Source organism: Enterococcus sp. C76 (assembly GCF_040886985.1).
Lineage (GTDB): Bacteria > Bacillota > Bacilli > Lactobacillales > Enterococcaceae > Enterococcus_B > Enterococcus_B lactis.
Map to the genome: position 1 here is coordinate 184,261 of NZ_JBFOEY010000001.1, position 19,519 is coordinate 203,779.

The 19,519-nt window shown below is 38.4% G+C and carries 23 protein-coding genes; 21 read left to right on the top strand and 2 right to left on the bottom strand.

From position 1 onward, the window contains the following. The first annotated feature begins 80 nt into the window (after positions 1–80). The 5 genes from AB3I00_RS00930 to AB3I00_RS00950 all read left to right on the top strand — a co-directional run bounded on the left by AB3I00_RS00930 (position 81) and on the right by AB3I00_RS00950 (position 3,545). Entirely contained in the window at positions 81–584 is a 504-nt protein-coding gene (locus tag AB3I00_RS00930; RefSeq protein WP_002291604.1) for a DUF523 domain-containing protein, read from the top strand. After that, complete coding sequence (locus tag AB3I00_RS00935; protein ID WP_002291603.1) at positions 544–882, top strand: putative DNA-binding protein; 339 nt, start codon at positions 544–546, stop codon at positions 880–882. The genes AB3I00_RS00930 and AB3I00_RS00935 overlap by 41 nt, the downstream gene beginning before the upstream one ends. Before the next feature lie 20 nt (positions 883–902). After that, positions 903–2,321: a signal recognition particle protein gene (gene ffh / locus AB3I00_RS00940; RefSeq protein ID WP_002291602.1), complete on the top strand. Its 1,419-nt coding sequence runs from the start codon at positions 903–905 to the stop codon at positions 2,319–2,321. Positions 2,322–2,432: 111 nt separating this feature from the next. After that, a complete protein-coding gene (locus AB3I00_RS00945; protein ID WP_368024614.1) occupies positions 2,433–3,005 on the top strand; it encodes a DNA-3-methyladenine glycosylase I in 573 nt (190 codons plus the stop codon). Positions 3,006–3,023: 18 nt separating this feature from the next. Continuing rightward, entirely contained in the window at positions 3,024–3,545 is a 522-nt protein-coding gene (locus tag AB3I00_RS00950) for a dihydrofolate reductase family protein (RefSeq protein ID WP_002348529.1), read from the top strand. 209 nt (positions 3,546–3,754) lie between these two features. Here the strand turns inward: AB3I00_RS00950 and AB3I00_RS00955 are convergent, their stop codons facing one another. Then, a complete protein-coding gene (locus AB3I00_RS00955; protein ID WP_002290264.1) occupies positions 3,755–4,309 on the bottom strand; it encodes an NADPH-dependent FMN reductase in 555 nt (184 codons plus the stop codon). 179 nt (positions 4,310–4,488) lie between these two features. Here AB3I00_RS00955 and AB3I00_RS00960 point away from each other — a divergent pair, with 179 nt between their 5' ends. The 11 genes from AB3I00_RS00960 (at position 4,489) to AB3I00_RS01010 (ending at position 11,512) form a co-directional block, all read left to right on the top strand. Then, on the top strand, positions 4,489–5,601 hold the full coding sequence (locus AB3I00_RS00960) for a helix-turn-helix domain-containing protein (RefSeq protein ID WP_368024615.1): 1,113 nt from the start codon (positions 4,489–4,491) through the stop codon (positions 5,599–5,601). 1 nt (position 5,602) lies between these two features. Then, positions 5,603–5,803 (top strand): PLDc N-terminal domain-containing protein, encoded by a 201-nt coding sequence (locus tag AB3I00_RS00965; protein WP_002290267.1) that lies wholly within the window; start codon positions 5,603–5,605, stop codon positions 5,801–5,803. Beyond that, a complete protein-coding gene (locus tag AB3I00_RS00970) occupies positions 5,803–6,705 on the top strand; it encodes an ABC transporter ATP-binding protein (RefSeq protein ID WP_368024616.1) in 903 nt (300 codons plus the stop codon). Before AB3I00_RS00965 ends, AB3I00_RS00970 begins: the two co-directional genes overlap by 1 nt. Then, positions 6,702–7,472: an ABC transporter permease subunit gene (locus AB3I00_RS00975; RefSeq protein ID WP_368024617.1), complete on the top strand. Its 771-nt coding sequence runs from the start codon at positions 6,702–6,704 to the stop codon at positions 7,470–7,472. The genes AB3I00_RS00970 and AB3I00_RS00975 overlap by 4 nt, the downstream gene beginning before the upstream one ends. Before the next feature lie 122 nt (positions 7,473–7,594). Continuing rightward, positions 7,595–7,870: a 30S ribosomal protein S16 gene (gene rpsP, locus AB3I00_RS00980; protein WP_002290274.1), complete on the top strand. Its 276-nt coding sequence runs from the start codon at positions 7,595–7,597 to the stop codon at positions 7,868–7,870. Positions 7,871–7,881: 11 nt separating this feature from the next. Beyond that, complete coding sequence (locus AB3I00_RS00985; RefSeq protein WP_002308728.1) at positions 7,882–8,133, top strand: KH domain-containing protein; 252 nt, start codon at positions 7,882–7,884, stop codon at positions 8,131–8,133. Positions 8,134–8,256: 123 nt separating this feature from the next. After that, positions 8,257–9,048 (top strand): hypothetical protein, encoded by a 792-nt coding sequence (locus tag AB3I00_RS00990; RefSeq protein WP_368024618.1) that lies wholly within the window; start codon positions 8,257–8,259, stop codon positions 9,046–9,048. Positions 9,049–9,199: 151 nt separating this feature from the next. Beyond that, positions 9,200–9,724 carry a ribosome maturation factor RimM gene (gene rimM / locus AB3I00_RS00995; RefSeq protein ID WP_002290281.1) on the top strand — a complete coding sequence of 175 codons (525 nt, stop codon included), beginning with the start codon at positions 9,200–9,202 and terminating at the stop codon, positions 9,722–9,724. Beyond that, on the top strand, positions 9,714–10,475 hold the full coding sequence (gene trmD, locus AB3I00_RS01000) for a tRNA (guanosine(37)-N1)-methyltransferase TrmD (protein ID WP_368024619.1): 762 nt from the start codon (positions 9,714–9,716) through the stop codon (positions 10,473–10,475). Before rimM ends, trmD begins: the two co-directional genes overlap by 11 nt. Positions 10,476–10,610: 135 nt before the next feature. Beyond that, complete coding sequence (rplS, locus tag AB3I00_RS01005; RefSeq protein WP_002290284.1) at positions 10,611–10,958, top strand: 50S ribosomal protein L19; 348 nt, start codon at positions 10,611–10,613, stop codon at positions 10,956–10,958. 260 nt (positions 10,959–11,218) lie between these two features. Further along, entirely contained in the window at positions 11,219–11,512 is a 294-nt protein-coding gene (locus AB3I00_RS01010; protein WP_002335881.1) for a DUF2087 domain-containing protein, read from the top strand. Between the two features lie 87 nt (positions 11,513–11,599). Here the strand turns inward: AB3I00_RS01010 and AB3I00_RS01015 are convergent, their stop codons facing one another. Continuing rightward, positions 11,600–12,256 (bottom strand): lysostaphin resistance A-like protein, encoded by a 657-nt coding sequence (locus tag AB3I00_RS01015; protein ID WP_368024620.1) that lies wholly within the window; start codon positions 12,254–12,256, stop codon positions 11,600–11,602. A gap of 344 nt (positions 12,257–12,600) precedes the next feature. On the opposite strand from AB3I00_RS01015, the gene AB3I00_RS01020 reads away from it, so the two are divergent. The 5 genes from AB3I00_RS01020 (at position 12,601) to AB3I00_RS01040 (ending at position 19,480) form a co-directional block, all read left to right on the top strand. Beyond that, entirely contained in the window at positions 12,601–14,928 is a 2,328-nt protein-coding gene (locus AB3I00_RS01020; protein ID WP_368024621.1) for an MBG domain-containing protein, read from the top strand. Continuing rightward, positions 14,925–15,860 carry a pilin N-terminal domain-containing protein gene (locus tag AB3I00_RS01025; protein ID WP_368024622.1) on the top strand — a complete coding sequence of 312 codons (936 nt, stop codon included), beginning with the start codon at positions 14,925–14,927 and terminating at the stop codon, positions 15,858–15,860. Before AB3I00_RS01020 ends, AB3I00_RS01025 begins: the two co-directional genes overlap by 4 nt. A 51-nt stretch (positions 15,861–15,911) precedes the next feature. Continuing rightward, positions 15,912–16,427, top strand: coding sequence for a prealbumin-like fold domain-containing protein (locus tag AB3I00_RS01030; protein ID WP_368024623.1), 516 nt, complete (start codon positions 15,912–15,914; stop codon positions 16,425–16,427). Next, positions 16,424–17,854, top strand: coding sequence for a SpaH/EbpB family LPXTG-anchored major pilin (locus AB3I00_RS01035; RefSeq protein WP_368024624.1), 1,431 nt, complete (start codon positions 16,424–16,426; stop codon positions 17,852–17,854). The genes AB3I00_RS01030 and AB3I00_RS01035 overlap by 4 nt, the downstream gene beginning before the upstream one ends. A gap of 453 nt (positions 17,855–18,307) precedes the next feature. Continuing rightward, positions 18,308–19,480 carry a class C sortase gene (locus tag AB3I00_RS01040; protein WP_368024625.1) on the top strand — a complete coding sequence of 391 codons (1,173 nt, stop codon included), beginning with the start codon at positions 18,308–18,310 and terminating at the stop codon, positions 19,478–19,480. Positions 19,481–19,519 lie beyond the last annotated feature (39 nt).

A 19,519-nucleotide genomic window follows, 5' to 3' on the forward strand; every position in this document is an offset into this window, starting at 1 on the left:
CAGTACAAGGGGCTATTTTACAAAAGAAATAAATGGTATAATAGGAAGGCACTTTGCTGAATAGAAAGGAAGAGCAGTCAATGATTGGAATCAGTGCATGTTTAGGCGGTCTAGCCTGTCGCTATGATGGACAGAAAAAAGAAGTACCAGAATTGATGGAACTAGTTGAAACTGGCGAAGCTGTCATGGTCTGTCCAGAAGTAATCGGTGGATTGCCAATCCCTAGAGATCCTGCTGAAATCATTGGTGGAAATGGGTTCGATGTGTGGAAAGATCAAGCAAAAGTATGGACGACAAGCGGCGAAGATGTAACGGAAGCGTATAAAAACGGCGCGATCAAAGCATATCAAAAATTGCAGGAAAAACACATTGATCTAGTCATTATGAAGGAAAAAAGCCCTTCATGCGGGACCCATTCGATTTATGATGGAAGCTTTTCCGGAATAACAAAAAATGGCGCCGGAGTGGCCACTGCTTATTTTATTCAGCAAAAAATGACTGTGCTCTCTGATGAAGAATGGCTGAAAACTAGAGGTGAGCAGAATGGAAATCGAAAAGACCAATCGAATGAACGCGCTCTTTGAATTTTATTCGACCTTATTGACAGAAAAACAAATGAACTACATGGAGTTATATTATGCAGATGATTTTTCATTAGGTGAGATCGCGGAAGAATACGAAGTAAGTCGACAAGCAGTATACGACAATATCAAGCGGACAAGCAAGATCTTGGAGGATTATGAAAAAAAACTCCATCTCTTCTCTGATTATATTGTCCGAGAACAGATATTGGAAAAGATGACCGCATATATTACAGATAAGTATCCGGAAGATAAAAAACTGCTTGAATATGTACAGCAAATTCAAGCAATCGAAGAATAAATAAAAGGAATGAAGAAAATATGGCATTTGAAAGCTTAACTGAACGTCTCCAGCAGGCGATGGGAAAACTAAGAAAAAAAGGGAAAGTATCAGAAGCTGACGTAAAAGAAATGATGCGGGAAATCCGCCTTGCCTTACTAGAAGCCGATGTTAACTTGCAAGTAGTCAAAGACTTTACTAAACGCGTACGCGAACGTGCGGTAGGGGCAGAAGTGCTGGAAAGTTTATCACCTGCACAACAAATCGTAAAAATCGTTGATGAAGAATTAACGATCACACTTGGTTCTGAAACAGCAGAGTTAAATAAATCACCAAAAATACCAACTGTTATCATGATGGCTGGTCTACAAGGGGCAGGTAAAACAACTTTTACCGGTAAATTAGCGAATTATTTAAAGAAAAATGAAAATGCTCGTCCGCTCCTAATCGCAGGGGACGTATATCGACCAGCAGCGATCGACCAATTGAAAGTATTAGGTCAACAGCTAGATGTTCCTGTATTTGACATGGGAACAGAAGTCAGCCCAGTAGAAATCGTTCGTCAAGGGATGGAGTTAGCAAGAGAAAAGAAAAACGACTATGTATTGATCGATACGGCAGGACGTCTACACATCGATGAAACATTGATGGATGAGTTGAAACAAATCAAAGAATTGACTCAACCAAATGAGATCTTGCTAGTTGTCGATGCCATGACTGGTCAAGATGCCGTCAATGTAGCTGACAGCTTCAATCAGCAATTAGGGATTACTGGAGTCGTCATCACTAAACTTGATGGGGATACTCGAGGCGGGGCAGCATTATCGATCCGCTCAGTGACAGGCGCACCAATCAAATTCATCGGTTCTGGTGAAAAACTGACTGACTTAGAAGTATTCCACCCAGATCGTATGGCTAGCCGTATCCTTGGTATGGGGGATATGCTGACACTGATCGAAAAAGCGCAGCAAGACTATGATGAGAAAAAAGCGGAAGAACTTGCACAGAAGATGCGGGAAAACTCATTTGATTTCAATGACTTTATTGAACAACTCGATCAAGTGATGGGGATGGGCCCACTGGAAGATCTAATCAAAATGATCCCAGGAATGAATCAAGTCCCTGGAATCGAAAACGTCAAGGTAGATCCAAAAGACGTTGAACGCAAAAAAGCGATGGTTTATTCTATGACACCAGCAGAAAGAGCAAATCCTGATCTGTTGAATCCAAGCCGTCGTCGCCGAATTGCTGCCGGTTCTGGAAACAGTGTGGTTGAAGTAAACCGAATGATCAAACAATTCAAGGAATCAAGAAAAATGATGCAACAAATGTCCAAAGGGGATATGAACATCCCAGGTATGGACCAAATGTTTGGTTCAGGCGTCAAAGGAAAACTAGGCAAAATGGCGATGAATCGAATGATCAAGAAAAATAAGAAGAAAAAGAAAAAACGGAAATAAGATGAAAAAAACAGCTTCGGTACAGACTGAAAATGTCTACTGCCGGAGCTTTTCTATCAGCAATTTTTATTCTTTACTGATACAATTACTCTAAACGAAGAGGTGGTACAAATGAGATGTCCGTGGAGTGAACAAACAGAAAGTATGCGGCAATATCATGATACTGTCTGGGGTGTTCCTGAATATGATGACCAAAAGCTGTTCCGAAAATTGATGCTCGACATCAATCAGGCAGGATTGAGCTGGCAGACGATTTTAAATAAAAGTGACGCATTCGATGAAGCATATGATCAATTCGATATCCAAAAAGTCGCAAATTATGGAGAAACAAAAATGAGCGAACTAATGGAGAACAAAGGAATTATTCGGAACCGCAGAAAAATCGAAGCAGCTGTCCAAAACGCTAAAGCAGTCTTGAAGATTCAAGAAGAATTCGGCAGTTTTTCTGAGTATCTTTGGTCGTTTTCTAATGGAAAAATCGTTGATTCCTCTTATCATTCACAAGAAGAAGTCCCAATAACAAGTCCTCTTTCAGATGAATTAGCAAAAGATCTAAAGAAAAGAGGATTTAAATTTATTGGCAGTACAACGATCTATGCTTTTTTAGAAGCAGTCGGGATCATCAATGATCACCTTGACAGTTGTTTTCGCAAAGAAGAGGTCGTACGTATCGGCAGAAAATAAAGAAAGGGCGAATAAAGCATGCGAAAAATCATATTTTATGGCGCTGTAAGTTTAGATGGTTATTTGGCAACGAAAACGGATGACCTTCAATGGCTTTTTGACACTCCGACAGGTGAGCAAACCACTTATGAAGCTTTTTATGAAACAATCGATACGACCATCATGGGCAGGAAAACTTATCAGGAAGCAAAAAAATATTTGGAAACCGAAGCAATTTATCCAGAGAAAAAGAATTTCGTTTTTTCAACCAATGCACAATTACAATTGCCAGATGCTGAGGTCGTACACGAAGAGCCTGTTGCTTTTCTAAAAAATCTACAAATGACAGAAGGAAAAGATATCTGGGTCGTGGGTGGCGGTCGATTGATCAAACCGTTAGTAGAACATCAAATGATTGATGAATGGTATATCCAGATTGCCCCTGTATTATTAGGGGACGGAATCCCTTTATTCCAAAAAGGAACCTATGAAGCACGTTTTGAATTGCTAGATACGACACGATTCGGTGAATTTATCGAATTGCATTACGTACGAAAGTAGAAGCAAATAAAACAAAAGAAGCGTGAGACAAAAGTGTTCTTTACTTTTGTCTCACGCTCTAAACACATATAAACGGCGGAAGCAGAAGCAACTCCTTCGGAGATAAGCTGAAATTCACAAAAATTTGAAAAGCAATTTTCGTGAATTCCTTCTTATTTCTTGGAGTTAAACGCTTCTGTCCCAGCCTCTTTTTTTTAATTGTTCTGATTTTATTCTGCTAATTTGTTAGAAAAATCTAGATACGCATCTAAAATCGTTTGGAAGAAACTTAATGTTCCTTCAACGATATTGCCGTTTTCATCAATTAGATTCGCAACGTTTCCGATATATGCTTCCGGTTGTTGCAAGGTTGGCACATTCAAAAAGACAAGTGATTGGCGTAGATGGTGGTTTGCGCCAAAGCCGCCGATCCCACCTGGTGATGCAGTAACGACTAAACCTGGTTTATGATCCCAAACACTGTGTCCATAAGGTCTTGAGCCTACATCTAAAGCATTTTTCAATACTGCTGGCACAGAGCGGTTGTATTCAGGAGTAACGAAAACGACACCGTCTAATCCGCTCACTTCCTCACGAAAACGTGTCCATTCAGCAGGAGCTTTTTCTGGGGTTTCAAGATCCTCATTGTAAAATGGCAGATCATCGAATTTCACAAATACACTTTCGTACCCTTCAGGAAGCAATTTCGCAAAAGCTTCTGCTACTTTTTTGTTGTAAGAATCTTTTCTTAAACTACCAATAAAAAATCCAATTTTTTTTGTCATACGATTTTTCCTCCTTCAAACTATCTATAATAATCTTACAAAAAATAAGTAACTGGAGCAAATAAAAACACTTACTGGCAAAAGTTTCGTTTTAGTTGACAAATGATCGCGAAGTATCGTTAGTCTCCATTGCCAACCCTCTTAGAAAGTCTATATAATGAAGAAAAAGGAGGGATAAGATGGAAGAATTATCATTATCGAAAAATGTAGCAAATTTACGAAAGAAAAAAGGCGTGACTCAAGAAACTCTAGCTGAATTCATAGGTGTGACAAAAGCTTCTGTTTCCAAATGGGAGACAGGCCAAAGTATGCCTGATGTACTCATATTGCCTAAATTAGCCAGTTTTTTTGATGTGTCTGTTGATGAACTGCTCGGCTATCATCCTCAATTGACGAAAGAGCAAATCAGACACTTTTATCAGCAGTGGACCACCGCTTTTTCTAAAGAGCCCTTTGAATATGTGATGGAGGACTGTAGAAAAGCGGTCAAACAATATTACTCATGTTATCCTTTTCTTCTACAAGTAGTCGTTTTGTGGTTGAATCATTTTATGCTAACAAAGGATCTGGAGGAACAACAAGCAATTCTGTCTGAAGCAGAAGCGTTATGTACGAAAATCGTTGAAGAATCAACAGAATTATCTCTATGCAATAATGCTTCTTTGTTAAAAGTAGCGGTCATGCTCCAGTTAGGCAAACCAGAAGAAGCTTTATCTGAAATCGAAGAAAAAGCGGACCCTTATCGTTTTGCCCAGCAAAGCGACACCTTACTTATCCAAGCGTACCGAGCCGCTGGTCAAACAAAAAAAGCGGTAAGCTATACTCAATTCAGCATGTTTTCTCATTTAATCAATCTCGTATCTTCAGCCACTCATTATCTATTGATCCAAATCATTCAATTACCGGTTATAGAAGAAACTGTCAATAGAATAGATGCTGTGATCCAAGCATTCAACCTGACGGCGGTCCATCCCAACAGTTGTGCTCAATTTTCTTACGCTGCAGCCTGTGCGTATGCGAAACATGAAAAAGAAGAACAAGTAATAAAGTGTTTAAAACAGTTTGTGGATTTGACACTTATACTTTTAAGCGAGGAAGGCAGGATCCTTCATGGTGATAGGTATTTTGATGAGATAAATGAGATATTTGAAGGAGCAGATCTTGGGGTACAGCAAATAAGAGACACGAAAATCATTAGGGAAGGGGCATTGAGTGCATTAGAAAATCCGATTTTTCAACAGATTGAGAAATCAAAAATTGTAAAACTAAAAAAACGATTGGCGGGCGAGTAATATGAGCATCAAAGAATTTCTTCCGTTTTTAATTCCTTTAATCATTGTACAGTTTGGATTACTTATTTATGTACTTCATCATATCTTTACACATTCTGCATATAAACATGGAAATCGAATGATATGGGTGATTATTGTTATTGTTGGTATGCAGTTCATCGGTCCTGTCCTTTATTTGATTTTTGGCAAGGAGGATGCGTAGTGGCTATCTTGACACTTGAAAAAGTCTCAAAGTCTTTTGGTACAAACAAATTGCTGGATGATTTATCTTTTTCTGTAGAAGAACAGACGATTTTTGGTTTCATCGGTAAAAACGGTGCTGGAAAAACGACAACTATGAAACTGATCTTAGGTCTTATCAAAAAAGACAGCGGAACGATCCGAGTGAACGGAAAAGAAGTAGAGTACGGACAAACAACGACCAATCAAGAAATCGGCTATTTAGCTGATGTACCGGTTTTTTATGATTATATGACCGCTTCTGAGTATTTGATCTTTTGCGGCGAACTCACAGGAATGCCTAAACAGCGGATAAAGGAAAAAAACAATGAACTGTTGTCACTTGTCGGTCTGTCGAATGAAAAGAAGCGGATCAAAAAATTTTCCAGAGGGATGCGACAACGTTTAGGGATTGCTCAAGCATTGTTGAACGAGCCCAAATTACTCATTTGCGATGAACCAACTTCTGCTCTTGATCCTGTTGGTCGAAAAGAAATCTTAGATATCTTATCCTCTGTGAAAGAGCAAACGACGATTTTATTTTCAACTCATATTTTATCTGATGTGGTGCGTATCTGTGACAAAGTTGCTTTTTTGGATAATGGAAAAATCGTGTTGTCTGGATCAGTGGACGAATTGAAAAAGCAAACAAATGCTAGTGGGTTTGAGATCGTATTTTTTTCCAAAAAAGAGCGCGAACAATTTGAAGAGCTTTTACCTGGAGGGATGATCCGAAGTGAACTGCGTATAGCTTATCCACAAAAAAGTAAAGAAGAAATGCTTTTTGCTATGGATTTGCTAGCCAAATATCAATTGCCAGTCCAATCGGTCCAGATGGAAGAACCTACGCTAGAAAAACTCTTTTTGGAGGTCGTTCAATCATGAGACAACTCATTGCCTTCGCTAAAAAGGAGCTAAAAGAAAACTGGCGTACTGGAAAAATCATCACACTAAGTGCGCTCACAGTGATTTTCGGTATAATGAATCCATTGCTAGCTAAATTGACTCCTTATTTAGTGCAAACTATGTCAACAACTCTGGCAGAGTCAGGGATTTCTGTTCAGAAAATCATAGTTGATGCAACGACTTCATGGACACAATTTTATAAAAATATTCCGATGCTGTTGATTTTCTTTCTTCTTTTATTCAGCGGGATATTGACAAGCGAATACCAAAACGGAACAATCATCAACTTGCTGACAAAAGGGATGAAGCGATGGAAGATATTTCTGTCGAAATGGATCATGGGTATACTATTTTGGAGTGTCAGCTATTGGTGCTGTTATAGTATTACGCTAGCATACACGATTTATTATTGGGACCAGTCGATTATCTCCCATCCTTTATTTATCAGTTTTACTTATTATTTTTTTGGCTGTTGGCTTTATTCATTGATTTTATTTTATTCAGCTTTTCTTTCTTCCAATTATGCGGTTCTGTTGGCTAGTGGGGGAACGGTCATTCTGAGTTATGGTGCTGGGTTGTTCTCTAAAGTAGCAGAATATGTACCGACTTATTTGATTTCTTCCTCAAATTATCTTACGAAAGAAATCCACCTTACAGATTATACTCAGTCATTAGCAGTGACGTGTTGTTCTATCGTCATATCCATCGTAGCTGGGTGGCTTGTTTTTAACAAAAAAGAAGTCTAAAATCTGCTATTTCCTAAAAAAAATCGAATTTAATCAAGCTGTAAAGAAAAAAAGCTTTACAGGGTAAAAAAAAACTGTTACACTACATCTTGTGAATAAAACAATGGAGGTGGAAATAAATAATGGCAGTTAAAATCCGTTTAAAACGTATGGGTTCTAAAAAGAGTCCTTTTTACCGTATCGTCGTAGCTGATTCACGTTCTCCTCGTGATGGACGTTTCATCGAAACTGTAGGTACTTACAATCCTTTGAAAGACCCTGCAGAAGTAGTTTTAAAAGAAGACTTAGTTCTTGACTGGTTATCAAAAGGTGCACAACCTTCTGACACTGTACGTAACATTCTTTCAAAAGAAGGCGTTATGCAAAAACACCACGAAGCTAAATTCTCAAAGAAATAAGGTGACCGGATATGAAAGATTTAAGCGACTTAGTCTTAACAATCGTTCGTCCGCTAGTCACTTATCCTGATCAAGTCAAGTTAGAGGTCGTAGAGTCGAAAGATTTTTACGAGTATAACCTAACAGTGGCACCTGAAGATATTGGCCGTATCATCGGAAAACAAGGGCGTGTTGCCAAAGCAATCCGCACGATCGTTTACGGTGTTCGGATCAATGCACCAAAAAAAGTGCGTTTGAATATCATCGATGATAAGGAAAAGTAAATAAACGTGCTGTACTCGAATTTTCGAGTACAGCTTTTTTGTTTTTTTATTAATTGAAGAAATGATTATTTGGCAAAAGAAGCAAGAAAGCGTATCCTTATAATAGGAGGGAGTGAGCAGATAATGAGAAATACTATGTTATTTATTCCGTTTGTCTTATTGTTAAGCGCCTGCAGTTTGATTACTGAAAGATCAGACAATACGCAACCATCAAGCAGTACATCTGAAACTGTTGCAAGTACAGAAAAAAGTAGTACTAAAATGGCTTCATCTACTGAACAAACAAGGGCTACCTCAAGTAATGAGGAAAAGACTGCTTTAAACCAATTGAAAGAACAACAACCAAACGTGCCCATGCCTTTAGATGTACCGATTTCTTCTGGCTATCTCAATGTCGCAGCGGCACAAACAAAGCAAGGTTATTCTATTTTATATTACGGATCAGATCGTCCCCTCAGGTTGAATGCTGACGAATTGAATCAAGAAACGCCTATTGCAACTTATCTCTATCAATATGGATTTGCTTCTAGTCAAGAAACGATACAAGTCTTGCAGCCATTTGAGATCGATACAAATGGGCAGAAAATGGATTTAGGTCATCAAATCACGGGGTATCAGCAAGGAGCAGCAGGTTCAAGCTACCTTGAATGGCAAGAAGGAAATTGGCGTATTCGGATCCGTGGGAATAATATAGATGGTCAAGAACCCTTGCCGTTAGCTAAAGAAATCGTAGCCTATTTGGAAGAAAACAGGCTGCCAGCACCTGAACAATTTGGTAAGATAACTATTGATATGGGAGATACGACGAATCGAGCCGTAGAAGTAAGTTGGCAAGAACCGAAAAATGTCTATACGATCACTCGTCAAGACCCTATAGCTGCATTGAAGATGGCAGTTTCTATGAAGAAGCCATGACAGAAGTGCTGAGCTTCAAGAAATAAGAAGTCATCAAAAACAGTACGCCACATTTTTGCAATAAATTTGGCTTAATACCCTAAAAGAAAACTAGAATTGCCTCTCCGCACATGCTAAAATAAAACAGACAAAAAAGAAATGGGGATATAAGTTGACTGAATACTTGAATGTAGGAAAAATCGTAAACACACAAGGTATCAAAGGTGAAGTCCGTGTAATCTCAACAACGGATTTCCCAGAAGAACGTTACAAAAAAGGGACGGTGCTGACATTATTCCAAGATGGAAAAGCACCTATTGAATTAACGGTCAAAAGTCATCGTAAACATAAAAATTTTGACTTATTGAGTTTTGAAGGTCATCCTTCCATCAACGACGTGGAAAAATATCGGGATGGCATATTGAAAGTGTCAAAAGACAACTCTGTAGATCTAGATGAAAATGAATTCTATTACCACGAGATCATCGGTCTGCGTGTGGTGGAAGAAGATGGAACGGAACTAGGTAAAGTAAAAGAAATCTTGTCACCAGGCGCTAATGATGTTTGGGTCGTTCAACGTCCGAAAAAGGCTGATATCTTGCTTCCATATATCGCTTCTGTCGTCAAAGAAGTTGATTTAGAAGCTGGAGTGATCCGTGTAGAAATCCCAGAAGGACTGATTGACGATGAAGATTGATGTATTGACTTTATTTCCACGAATGTTTGAAGGTCCTATGGGTGAATCCATCATCGGCAAGGCTGTAGATAAAGGTTTATTAGACATCAATATCTCTAACTTCCGCGACTATTCAGATAATAAACATCAGACAGTAGACGACTATCCATATGGCGGAGGAGCAGGTATGTTGCTTAAAGTCCAGCCAATCTATGATAATATCCAAGCAATCGAACAAGCTGCACCTGATGTCAAGAAACGAGTCATCCTTCTTGATCCAGCTGGTAAACGATTCGATCAGAAAATGGCAGAAGAATTTTCACAAGAAGAACACCTGGTATTCATTTGTGGTCACTACGAGGGGTATGATGAACGTATCCGCACATTAGTGACAGATGAAGTTTCCTTAGGGGATTATGTCCTTACTGGGGGAGAATTAGGTGCGATGGTCATGATCGATGCAACAGTTCGGCTGTTGCCAGATGTGTTAGGCAATCAGACTTCTGTCCAAACCGATTCTTATTCAACTGGTCTATTAGAACATCCCCAATATACTCGTCCAGCAGAATATAAAGGGATGAAAGTACCAGAAGTATTGACAAATGGAAATCATAAATTGATTGAAGAATGGCAATTAAAAGAGTCGCTAAGAAGAACCTATCAACGCCGACCTGATCTCTTGGAAACACTTGAATGGACGCCTCAAATGACGAAATTTTTAGAAGAAATCAAGAAAGAAGAGCAAGAAAAACCATCAGATGTAGCCAAGTAACTTTTTCTAAAATTTCCTTTACAGTAGATTGATAGTATGTTAGTATTTTATGGTGAGTGCACAAGCACTTAACTATTACGATATTCCGCTGTGAGAGAAGCTCATAAGAATATTTGGAATAAGGAGAAGAAAACCATGAATCCATTAATCGAAGAATTAACAAAAGACCAATTACGTTCTGACATCCCAGCGTTCCGCCCTGGTGACACTGTGCGTGTTCACGCAAAAGTTGTCGAAGGTACTCGTGAACGTATCCAGTTATTTGAAGGTGTTGTTATCAAACGCCGCGGTGCTGGAATCAGCGAAACTTATACAGTACGTAAAGTTTCTAACGGAGTGGGCGTTGAGCGTACATTCCCATTGCACACACCACGTGTTGCAAAAATCGAAGTAGTTCGCTACGGTAAAGTACGTCGTGCAAAATTGTACTACCTACGTGCATTACACGGAAAAGCTGCTCGTATCAAAGAAATCCGTCGTTAATCATCGTTATCAGACTGAGAAAGAACCCTTGGTATTCAAGGGTTCTTTTTTTGTTCTTATCATGTAATGCAATATTCTTGATTCAGTATTTTTTAATTACTCGACTGGGCGAATAACTTATTAGGATGAGTCTATCGACAAATATTAGTAAAAAAAAGAGCCATATGATAATATCTTTCTTGAGAGTAACCGCTTTAACAAAAAAATATAGAATATTCTAACATAAATGGAGTATTCTTAGAATCAAAAGGAGAAAGAAGATGATTTATACTTATACGGAGCAAGAGAAAATGAAAGTTTTGGAGACATTTATGAAGGATGGAAAAGTAAAACAAGTACCAAGCGCAACAAAAAAGAAATACATCCTGCTGAAAGAAGTCTTGAAACGATTCGAACATGGAGTAATCTATACAGAAACAGAAGTCAATTCGATATTGATGGACGTATTTTCTAGTGCTGATTATGTCGAACAAAGGCGTTACCTAATCACATTCGGTTTTTTCAAAAGAAGTTCGGATGGTCGAGCGTATCAGTTGATGGGAAATGAAAATTAGAAGTTTTGATGTATACTAATTGAAAAAAATTCAAGTATGCGGCGTAGAACCAATGTCGCATACTTGAATTTTTTTTGTCATCTGTATCTATAATACAAACCCAAGAACGTTATTCAAAATATGGATAGCCATGATAAAAGCTAATGAGCGATTCGCAGTTAAATAAGCAATCGTCAGTAAAATCGTTCCAGGAGCGAACATGAAAAAATCAATTGGATGCGTTACATGAATAAATGTAAATAGAAAAATAGAAATCAAAGAAGACAAAATTAAACCAATAGATTGAGAAAGCCAATTAATTAAAAGATGACGAAAAATAAGTTCTTCTAAAATCGGGCCAAAGAAAGCAAAAACAATCAAAGTCAAAAATAGCGGCGTTTGTTTTCCTAATTGCGATAAATATTCCTGATTGGCTGATTGGTTAGTAGGACCTAAAATGTGTTGCATGAAGACATCTACTAAAAAGATCAAGCCTACCCAAAAAAATATACTAGCAATTCTCAGCCAAGTTTTTTCTTTGAAATAAGAAAAACTTTCTATGATCTCTTTACGAAACAAAATGATTCCAATAATAGAAGGAATACATAAGTTAACCGCGAACACAACAAACTCTGAATGTATTAAATCACTGTTCGTTACCATAGATAATAAGGCTAATGGAAGGATCCCTAATTGAAATCCTATGAATAAAAAATAAAGAATGAATAAAGATAATTCTCTTTTATTTGTACGAATAAATGTCAAAACGTACCTCCTAAAATTAGATTTTGGACAAATGTCCTTTAAAAAGATAACAAGATTTTGTTCTTGAAACAATATATATGCTTTTATTCTTCCCCCCTAGCTTCCAAAATTAAGCAATACTTCAATTCATCAAGTTTTATCTTTTTTTTTTAATAATCGTAAAAAAAGAGTATTTTTTATTTAAAAATAAATCTTTTCTATTAAGCGTGAGGAATAGAATAATCTTAGAATAAAAAGAGAATAGAAATGATCCAAACTTTCCATGTATCAATAAAATAGTAAAAATTAGATTTTGAATAACGTGCACGTGCTTATTTGATAACGTTTTTTTATTGAGAGGAGGGATGAAAATGATCAAGAAAACTCAAAATAAAATCCAACGTATATGTCAAAAACATTTTGATTCTAGACTAAAAGCTGTATCTCGAAGAAAATACTTGCGTTCCATTGCAGTTTCGATAATCGTGATTCTTACTTTCTTAGGAAGTTTGTCCAATAGGAATGTAAACGTTTATACAGAAACGTCAAGTTTTGCTAACCAAATGACAGAGGAGACAAATAGTCCACCCGCCTCTGAAATACAGTCAACAGAAAGTACCGATCAGTCTAGCAACAACGAGACAACCTCAACTACAACCTCGACTCAGCTGATTGATCCGACAGAAGAAGAAATCGCAGCAGCAAAAGCAGCAGGGGAAAAAGCTTATTCAGAAACAGGTAAAAGTCAGACATTTAGTGCTGTTGCGGCCACTGCGAATTTCAACGGACATACCATACCAGATGGATATACAGTGATATATGCCAAAGATGGAGTCATTGTTGCGGTTAACGGAACGATGAGTGCGGATAAAACCATGTTACAAGGTGTTACCAAAGCAATCGCTTTTATTGATAACCGTCCAGATATCCATAATCTGTTTATTGGCTCCACAGTAAATGGTACTACTACCACCTTCCCAAAAAGTATCTATATGGGGGTGGCTACCGCTGGAAATACGATCGATTCCGTTACACCCAATGCGGATAAAAGTTATTCTTTTACACCCTCAACATGGGGAGGGCTTCCTGCCGGAGGGGGTATTAGTACTTTTTCAATCGGTATACAGTTAGCAAACGATATTCCATTCACAGGGTACTCGATCAAAAATGGACAGATCGTTGATAACAAGGGGAATATTTCAGTTGTTCCAACCTATCAAGCAGCGACGGTTCAGGTCAATGCAAACCGGACAGGAACTTTTTCTTATACAGTCAATGGTGGAGCAGCAAAAATCGGAACGTATGGTACTACACTATCTGGCATCAATGTGGGTGACAAAGTGGTTATTACCCCAACAGCAGTAACGGGCTATTCTTTTGCACAAACAAACGGTTCTTTCACAGCCCTAGAAAGTAACGTCGATACGGTGACCTATACAGGTAAACAAACACCAATCACTATTAAGTATCAAGACTATTTTGGACAGACGATTGCTCCTTCTAAAATAATGAATCTTACTTACGGAAGTGCTGCACAAGACCTGACGACTAATGTGCCTACTATCAGCGGATATACCTTTACAGCTGTTTCAGCGACAGAAACAAAGAACCAATCAGCAACGAGTGTTTCAGCTAGTTTAGATACAAATGGAAATGTAATCGTAAAGGACGCAAATGGAAAACAGATTTCTGAAGTCATCCTATATTATAAGACAAATGCAACAGTATCAATCAATGCAAATGGCAGTAAGTACTATGATGGTCTTTCTGTTGTACCGATCGTTAAATATACCTTTAATGATAAAACAGAATCAACATCCCTTTTAAACAATGATCTCAATATTGATCAAATCCCATGGAATCCAACTGATTTCAAAGCGATGAATGAAAAGGGAGTTGAAGTAACTGCGCCTACTGAAATTGGAACCTATACGTCTTGGCAATTGACAGAAAGCGGACTAGCTAAACTAGCTGCCAAAACAAACTATTTATTTACTATCGTGCAGACATCTGATATCTATACGATCAAGCCAATCAGCGGTACGGTAGAGCTCGGTGGCAGTAAGACATATGATGGAAAAGCAGGAATCCCGTCAATCCATGTCAAGCTAGCAGAAGGTGTCACCAGTTCGGTTACTCCAGTGCAAGTGACACTTAGCAACACGGACTACACAGTAGATACACAATCAGCAAAAAATATGGTTAACGTTGGCAGCTATGCAATCAAATTAACGAAAAGCGGGATAGATAAAGTCAAAGCAGCAAATCCAAAGATGTCATTTACTGATATAGCTAACACATCAGGAATCTATACCATCAATAAAGCTGATGCAGTGATTACTGTCGATGACGCTGCCTTTAATTATGATGGCCAAAGTCACTCGATTCCGGTTGGAAATGTCCACGTTACTGGTGTTGTCTCAGGTGAATCATTGGATTATACACTAACAGCTAACAGCCGGACAGATATCGGAACACAAATAGTAACGATTAGTTTAGGGGAAGGAACTGTAAACAATAATTATACGATTACCGCAACAGATACCGCTGAGTTGACGATCAATCCGACTCTCTTGCTTCCTTCGACAGGCGGGATAGGTCTACTGCCCTTTGTCTTTTTAGGAATAATCTTTATTTTTTCTGGCGTCTTTTATTTTATCCATCGTAAGAGAAAAGCAGGTGAACAGCGATGAAAAAAATAAAAAGTGTACGTGTGGATAGGTTTGCCGTTCTCTTTTTTATCCTACTGGGATTTTTTATTGGTTCTCCGACTGTGTCAGCCAGAGAATCATCTATTACATTTACTTTGCATAATCGAATGTTCGAAAGCGAACAGATGCCCAGTATCAGTCAAAACGACGGAATGGCTAGTCCAGATAACTTTCAGGAGGCAAAAGGGTTGAACGGTGTTACTTTCGCTATATATGATGTCTCGGATGAATTTTACAAGCTGCGATCAGAAGGAAGTAGTGTAGAAGATGCACAAAGAAAGCTAGCACAAAAAAGTGACAGTGGAAAAATACTGGCAGAAAGTGTAACAAAAACAGTAGACGGGGAAGAGGGCATTGCTTCTTTTCGTGTATCGGACAAAGACGAGCAAGGTCGTGACGTTGTTTACCGATTTGCGGAAATAAAATCTTCAGATCAAGTAAAAGAAAAATCAGCACCATTTGTCGTCGTGCTTCCTGTGACAGATTCATCTAATCATAAATTGACGACCATCCACTTGTATCCCAAGAGCGAACAAAAAATACCTGCTGCACTCACATTAACAAAAAAAGTAGAGAACAAGCAGACAGATTTTGCAGATGGGGATAAAGTACCTTATCTCATCACTACCACAATTCCTGAGAACATCAACGAGATAGGAACCTATACGATCACAGATACAGCTGATCCTCAGTTGTGGCTAAAACCAGAAACGATCGATCTTTTGATTGGTGGAGAAAAGATTCATACATTTCATACACAAAAAACAAAACATGGTTTTGTATTATCAGATTCTGGAAAAGATCTCAGTTCGTTTGCTGGGAAAAAATTAACGATCCGTTACCAAATGTCATTGAAAGAAAACAGTGAAAAAACGACATTTGACAACGAGGTACGTTTGACGACTGACAATTAAACAGTAGAAACACATCTTGCCATCCAAACAGGTGGCAAACAATTTGTCAAAGTGGATGGGCAAACGAAACAAAGACTGGCAGATGCTCAATTTCTAGTCAAAAGAGATAACCAATATTTAGCGCAAGAAAATGGGACAAATCACTGGGTAGCCAAAGATGATCCGAGAGCATCGATTTTTACTTCCGGTAAAGATGGAACATTTTCTGTCCATGGTTTGTCTTTTGGAAGCTATGAACTAGTTGAGATCAAGCCGCCTAAAGGATATGTATGGAGTCCAGCACCAATTCTCTTTGAAGTTGAAGAAGGCAGTTATGATCCGCTTCATCCTATACCATTGGAAATCATCAACGAACCAGAAGCAAATCGGACAAATAACGGAAAAACGCCAGTTCAGATGCAGACGAACGGCCCATCAAATGAAAAAAGTGGAGGAAGCTTTCCAAAAACAAACGAAGAGATGCTTGGAAGTTTTTCAATCTTAGGATTGTTGCTAGTCCTTTCAACAGGGACAGCTTGGTTTTATAAAAAACAACAAAAAGGAAACAATAGGAGGGAAATAAAATGAAAAACATCAAAACAAAAATATGGGCACTTCTAGGAACTACTATTATGTTGCTTCCTTTCGTTCTCAGCCTAGGAACTGCAGATGTTTCTGCAGCCGTATCACCTACACCAGAAAATGTCACGGTTAATTTGCATAAATTGAAATTCACTTCAGCACCAGAAAATCAAATAAACAACGGAACGGAATTGACATTTCCGAATAGCGAACCATTGAATGGCGTAGAATTCAACGTATACGACATCACCGCTACGTACTATCCAAGTAAAGATACAGCAGTTCCAGCAGACGCTACACCCTTTACAAGTGTAACGACTTCTGGTGAAGGATTAGCTAACTTGACTCTTCCAGGTAAATCTGATGGGAAAGATGCTGTATACGTCTTTGTAGAAACACCAAAACCTGGTGTCGAAACGTCGCCAAATATCGTGTTAAGCTTACCCTTTTACAACCCTGATTCATCAGACCCTGACAAACCTTTAGACACGATTCATCTATATGCTAAAAATGTCATCAAAGAAAGCAAGATCAAAATCCAAAAAGTTGGGAACTTTTCAGGGGTAGATAAGTTAGCAGGGGCGCAATTCCAGATCAAAAATTCAGACAATCAATTTGTGACTGGTTTTGATGAAAACACCGGTGTTGCTCTTTATGGCCCTACCGAATCAGCATTGACATTCACAACAGATAGTGAAGGATCCATCAGTGTCAATGGGTTACTAGACGGCAATTATACTTTGGTTGAAACAAAAGCACCAGATGGTTATCAATTGACCGATCCACAAAAAGAAACCTCATTTGTAGTAGAAAACGGAAAATTGCAACAAACAACCGGAATCATCCATGGCGCGGATGAAGCCGATTTTGGGAATCCAAACGGTGTAGTCAATCGGGAAAATACAACTACGGATAACACGATTACTGTAGAAAATGTCCAAAACTACGGTGATTTCCACTTCATCAAACAAGATGTGAACACGCAAGAAAAATTAGTCGGTGCAGAATTTTCTATTTTAAGAGCAAAAGATCCAACTGTTAAATTAATGAAAAAAATAGCAAACCTTGCTTCAGGAGAATACCCATATGCTTGGTCAGATGAAGTCACAGGTTCTGACTGGGAAGAAGTGAAATTGATTTCTGATTCAGAAGGGAAATTTTCAATCGAAGGGCTGAAACAAGGGGCATACTGCCTTCAAGAAACCAAAGCACCAGAAGGCTACGCATTACCTAAGAATGAAGCTGCGTACACTGAATTTACAGTAGATGATGATCCAACAACTTCTGATGAAACAACGATCGATAACCAACCTAAAGGAATCTTGCCTTCAACTGGTGGTATGGGGATCATCGTATTCATCTTGGTAGGTACTGCTTTAGTTGGAGGAGCAGTGATCTACTTCAAAAAACGCCATCAAGAAACAGAAGCTTAAACTATTGGAAACAAAAATCATACGATAAATAAACGACAGTGATTCAAATGGGGAGAAAGGTTGTGACAGAAGTGGTCGGTCTCTTGGTATTAAGTCAAATGTATGCAACAATGTGAGGAACCATTTTCACAAAATTTATCTTAATACTCGAAACTAAACGGCTTTTTCACAACCTCTTCTTTAAACGGTGTTCTCCTGCCAACTCCTCGGTCACAAGTCACAATATTCATCAAACATGAGAAGCTGTTTTTTGAAATTGTTCCTTGTGACTCAGAGCTGAACGGCAGGCTCACGACCTCTTTCTTAAACGGTGTTCAATCAGCTGACCTTCGGTATTAGCTCAACAAACGGCAAAATATGAGGAACTATTTTTCCGTTTGCTTCTCTAATACTCAGGTCAAGGCGCTGATTTCACAACCTCTTCATATACATATTAGAAAATAGGTGGACATGATGAATAAAAGCAGAATAAGAATACTGGACATCTTCATGGCAATCATTTTAGTCGTTGGGATCGGAATCTTTTCTTATCCTTTTGTAGAAGATTCACTGAATGATTTTCTTGCCCAGCAAATGATCATCCATTATCAAAAGCAAGCATCGAATAAGAATTCAGAGGAAATAAAAAAACAGCAGGAAAAAATGACAAAGAAAAACCAACAGTTGGCAGAGCAAAACGTATCACCAGGGATAGGCAGTTTCAACCAAGCAGTTGATGCAAAAGCATTAAAAGATTTACCTAGTAATGCCTTTTTTATGGAACATATGCTTGGAGTCATCGAAATCCCAAAAATCAATGTCAGCTTACCTATATTCGATCAGACAACGGAAATATTTTTGCAAAAAGGAACGTCATTATTGGAAGGAAGTTCTTATCCGACTGGCGGGAAAAGCACCCATGCCGTTCTTTCTGGGCATCGTGGACTCCCAGAAGCAAAATTATTTACAGATTTGCCTAAGTTGAAAAAAGGAGACCAGTTTTTCATCCAGATCAATGGAAAGACATTGGCGTATCAAGTAGAAAAAATCCAAGTGGTCTTACCTGATGAAGTAGATTCTTTGGGTATCCAAAAAGGTAGGGACCTCGTGACCTTGCTTACCTGCACTCCTTACATGGTCAATACACATCGACTGCTTGTGACGGGGCATCGTATTCCTTATCAAGCAAAAGAGGCAAAAAAAGCGATCCAAGGAATTGATCAATGGAAAAAATGGAAATTTTTTATTTGGTTTATCGGTATACTACTTGGATCAATCGGCTTAGTTTGGCTACTCATCGCTTATTTAGATTCTTTGGCCATCGCTAAGCGAAACTATCCTTTATCTTTTTATGTAAAGAACACAAACGGACGACCAATCGAAGGAATGGTCTTTTCTGTAAAAACGCTCAACGGCAAACACTATATTACTAGAGAAAAAGTTCCATTTGTGAAAGCTTCTGATGAATACGGACTAGTGAGATTTTCTGATTTAAAAGGCGGGAACTATCGCTTGCAACATGAGGAGCTCCTGCTTAAAATCCATGTAAAACATAAACATTCGAAACAGTTTTCAATGAAATTGAAAAAAGGAAGATATAAACTGCGAAAAGAAAAAGAGGTGTACTATTTGATTGAGAAAGAATGAATGAAGATGTCCAAAAAGCAGAGGGAACAGACTAAATGA